The organism is Clostridium sp. (assembly GCF_021443865.1).
Taxonomy (GTDB): Bacteria; Bacillota; Clostridia; order Clostridiales; family Clostridiaceae; genus Clostridium.
Genome location: NZ_JABUTB010000009.1, coordinates 27,640 through 31,450, shown reverse-complemented (window position 1 = coordinate 31,450; position 3,811 = coordinate 27,640). Strand labels below are relative to the sequence as shown.

General features: G+C 26.3%; 2 protein-coding genes. Both read left to right on the top strand.

Annotated elements, in window-relative coordinates:
- The coding region (gene helD, locus HUJ77_RS02840; RefSeq protein ID WP_291707061.1) for an RNA polymerase recycling motor HelD at positions 1 to 2,135 on the top strand (2,135 nt) is incomplete at its 5' end.
- Positions 2,136 to 2,274: 139 nt separating this feature from the next.
- Entirely contained in the window at positions 2,275 to 3,447 is a 1,173-nt protein-coding gene (locus HUJ77_RS02835) for an FprA family A-type flavoprotein (protein ID WP_291707060.1), read from the top strand.
- Positions 3,448 to 3,811: the final 364 nt, after the last annotated feature.

Genomic DNA, 3,811 nt, shown 5'->3' with positions numbered 1-3,811 from the left:
GTAGTTATGAAACTACAGAAAAAATTTATTCAGTTCTTAAAAAAGACATTAGCAATTATGAAGAAGCAATGAAGGTACCATACTTTGGAAGAGTAGATTTTAGAGAAAAGAAATCACAAGAGGAAAGTATATATATTGGTAAACAATCCGTAAGTTCAAGTCAAGATGGAGAAGAAATAGTAGTAGATTGGAGAACTCCAGTAGCAGATCTTTATTATAGTGGGACTGGAGGATATGCATATTATAAGTCCCCAAATGGAATAATAGAAGGCAACTTATCTTTAAAAAGAAAATTCTTATTTAAGGAAGACTCCCTAGAAGATATATTTGATGAAGGTATAAATGAAATTATTATTAAGAGTGGATTAGAAGAAGAAGATCTAGTGGATGAATTCTTAAAGATTAATCTAGAAGAAAGTAGAGGTAAGAAGTTAAAAGAAGTAGTAGCAACTATTCAAAAGGAGCAAAATGACATAATTAGATGGCCAAAGAATTTACCTATAATAGTTCAAGGGTCAGCAGGTTCAGGTAAAACTACCGTAGCATTACATAGATTAGCATACTTAATTTATCGATATTCAGATAGTATTAAGGGCAAAGATATATTAGTTTTAGCTCCAAATAATCTATTTTTAGATTATATATCAGATATATTACCTAATCTTGGTGTAGGTGAAGTTAATCAAACTACATTCCAAGACTTAGCACTTAAGCAGTTAAAAATTAAAGCCAAAATTAAAGGCAAAGATGAGAAGTTAAAAGAGATTATTGAGGCTGATAATATAGAGAAATGTAACTATGTTGTTAATTCATCTAGAATTAAAGGAACATTAACTTTTAAAAGTATAATAGATAGATATGTAGCTTTATTAGAAGGTGCTTCATTAGATATAAATGATATTACTGTAGATGATTATGTATTGTTTGGTAAAAGAGAAATAATGAGGCTTTATTTAAAGGATTTAAAAAGCTATCCAATTAATAAAAGAAAAGATGAAATAAAGAGATATTTATCATTAAAGTTAAAAGAAAAGATTCAATTACTTTGCTTACAAGTAGATTTAGATTGGGATATAAAGATTAAGGAAGTAAAAAGAGAATTAGAAGATTGCAACGAAAGAAGAGAAAAGCTTATAAAAGTATACTCAGAAAGAGATGAAATAAAAAATAATATAATAAATAATTCTAAAAAGATTATGAATGAGTATTTTAAAAATTGGAGAGGTATAACTTCAAAGGATATTTATTATGACTTATTTAGAAATGAAGAATATTTTGAAATTGCAACTTTAGGTAAAATACCTAGTGATCTTGCAAAGTTTATGAAGGAAGAATTAGAACACAATAATGAAAAAGGAATAATAGACGAAGATGATTTAGCTCCACTTATGTATATAAATATATTGCTAGAAGGGGTTGCTGAAAAAGATAAATATTCACATATTGTAGTGGATGAAGCACAAGATTATAATCCTTTTCAAATTTATTTGATTAATAGATTAACTAAGGGAAATTCCTTAACTTTGGTTGGTGATATAGCTCAAGGAATTTATTATTACAAAGGACTTAAAACATGGGATGATATAGTTGATAGAGTTTTTGAAGGTAAAGCCACATATATACAATTGACACAAAGCTATAGATCAACAGTTGAAATAATTGATTTTGCTAATGAGGCTTTAGTTTCACAAAAATTAAACTTAAAAAATGCCAAACCAGTTTTAAGACATGGAGATGTTCCAAAGCTAGTAAAGTGTAATTCAGATAAAGAAGCTGCTATAAAAATAAAAGATATTGTTGATGATATTATTAATAATGGTAAAAAAAGTATTGCTATTATAACTAAAACTTTAGAAGAAGGTAAGAAATTAGAGAAAATTATAAAGAAGGAAACTGATTTAAAACTTTCATTAATAAAAGGAAGCGAAAAAGAGAATAATGATGATATAATAATCATTCCATCTTATTTAACTAAAGGATTAGAATTTGATGCAACTATAGTATATAATCCAAGTGATAAAAATTATAATGACAATATTTTAGATAAAAGGCTTTTATATGTTTCTTTAACAAGAGCCCTACATTATGAATATATTATACAAATTAATGAACTAACGAAAATGATAAGAGCTTAATGATATTTTTCTATAATATAAGTATAAATTATAGAAAAATATATAAGATATACACATTTTCTAATTGTTTGATAAATAAGATTATGATAAAATGTTACCAAGAAATCAACTAATAGATTAGTATTGTGGAGGCAACTATATGGTACAAGAAAGATTAAAAGACAATATTTATTGGGTAGGAGTTAAGGATCCTGATTTAAAGGTCTTTGATATAATAATGGAAACCAAAAAAGGAACAACCTATAATTCCTATGTTATTAATGATGAAAAAGTAGCAGTAATAGACACTGTAAAAACAGGTTTTTATGACGAATTTAAGGAAAACTTAGTATCAGTTATTGGAGATAAAAAAGTTGACTATATTATAGTTCAACATACAGAATTAGATCATAGTGGTTCTTTAATTAATTTAATAAAAGATTACCCTGAAGTTACTATAGTTGGTTCAAAGGCAGCTATAATATATTTAAAAAACATCTTAAATAGAGAATTTAAATATATTGAAGCTAAAGATGAAATTAATCTTGGAGAAGTTACTCTTAAGTTTATATCTGCTCCAAATTTACATTGGCCAGACACTATGTTTACTTTTGTAAAGGAAAGAAAATTACTATTTACATGTGATTTTACAGGTTCTCATTATTGTCCTCAAGGGGGAATAATGTCAAGTTTAGATGATGATTATTTTGCTGAAATGAAATATTATTTTGAATGTATAATGGGACCATTTAAGAAATTTGTGTTAATGGGTCTTGATAAGATTAAGAATTTAGAAGTTGATTGTATTGCTACAAGCCATGGTCCAGTTCATATGGATAATATTGATAAAATATTAGATTTATATAGGGAATGGGCTACTGAAGAAGAAATTGATGAGAAAAGAATAGAAATATTCTATATTTCTGCTTATGGAAATACAGAAGAAATGGCTAAATTCTTAAAAGAAAAAATAGAAGCAAAAGGTTATACAGCTAACTTAACAGAAATTACTGAAAATCCATTAGAAGAAAGCATAGCTAAATTAGAGAGAGCAAAGGGCTTTATGATTGGATCACCTACAATAAATCAAGATGCTGTTAAACCAGCTTGGGATTTATTATCTTTAGTTAGTCCAATAATTAATAGAGGAAAAGTTGCTATGTCCTTTGGTTCTTATGGATGGAGTGGCGAAGGTGTAAAAATGCTTACATCAAGACTTAAGGATTTAAAGCTTAAAGTAGTAGAACCAGGCTTATCATTTTGTTTTGTACCATCAGATGAAGAATATAAAAGAGCTGAAGAAGCAGTTGAAAAATTTTTAAGTTTAATGTAATACAAAGTAATATTAATAAATGTAAAATTTATAAATAACTCTTTGAGAAGTAAAAATAAATTTATACATTTAAACTAGAATTATATAAAAAGCATTGGAGAACACAAAGTTTTTCAATGCTTTTTTTATATAGTTGATTTTTGTAATTAGTTAAAACCTGTATTCATATAATTTATAGTATCTTTAAAATGAATTTATTTTTAAAATTAATCCCTAAACTTAGGATGTTAGAATATCTATATAATAAATAATTAAAAAAAGGGGGGAAACTGCTTCTTTAAAATTGCTAGTCAATTTGAAGGTGGGAATATATGAAACAAGAATTAACTTCTCAAGAGGTAAAATTTAATTTTAAATTTAAGGA

What these genes read in the sequence shown, in the direction of transcription:
- HUJ77_RS02835 (WP_291707060.1), top strand. Translation starts at nt 2,275, where the DNA reads ATGGTACAAGAAAGATTAAAAGACAATATTTATTGGGTAGGAGTTAAG.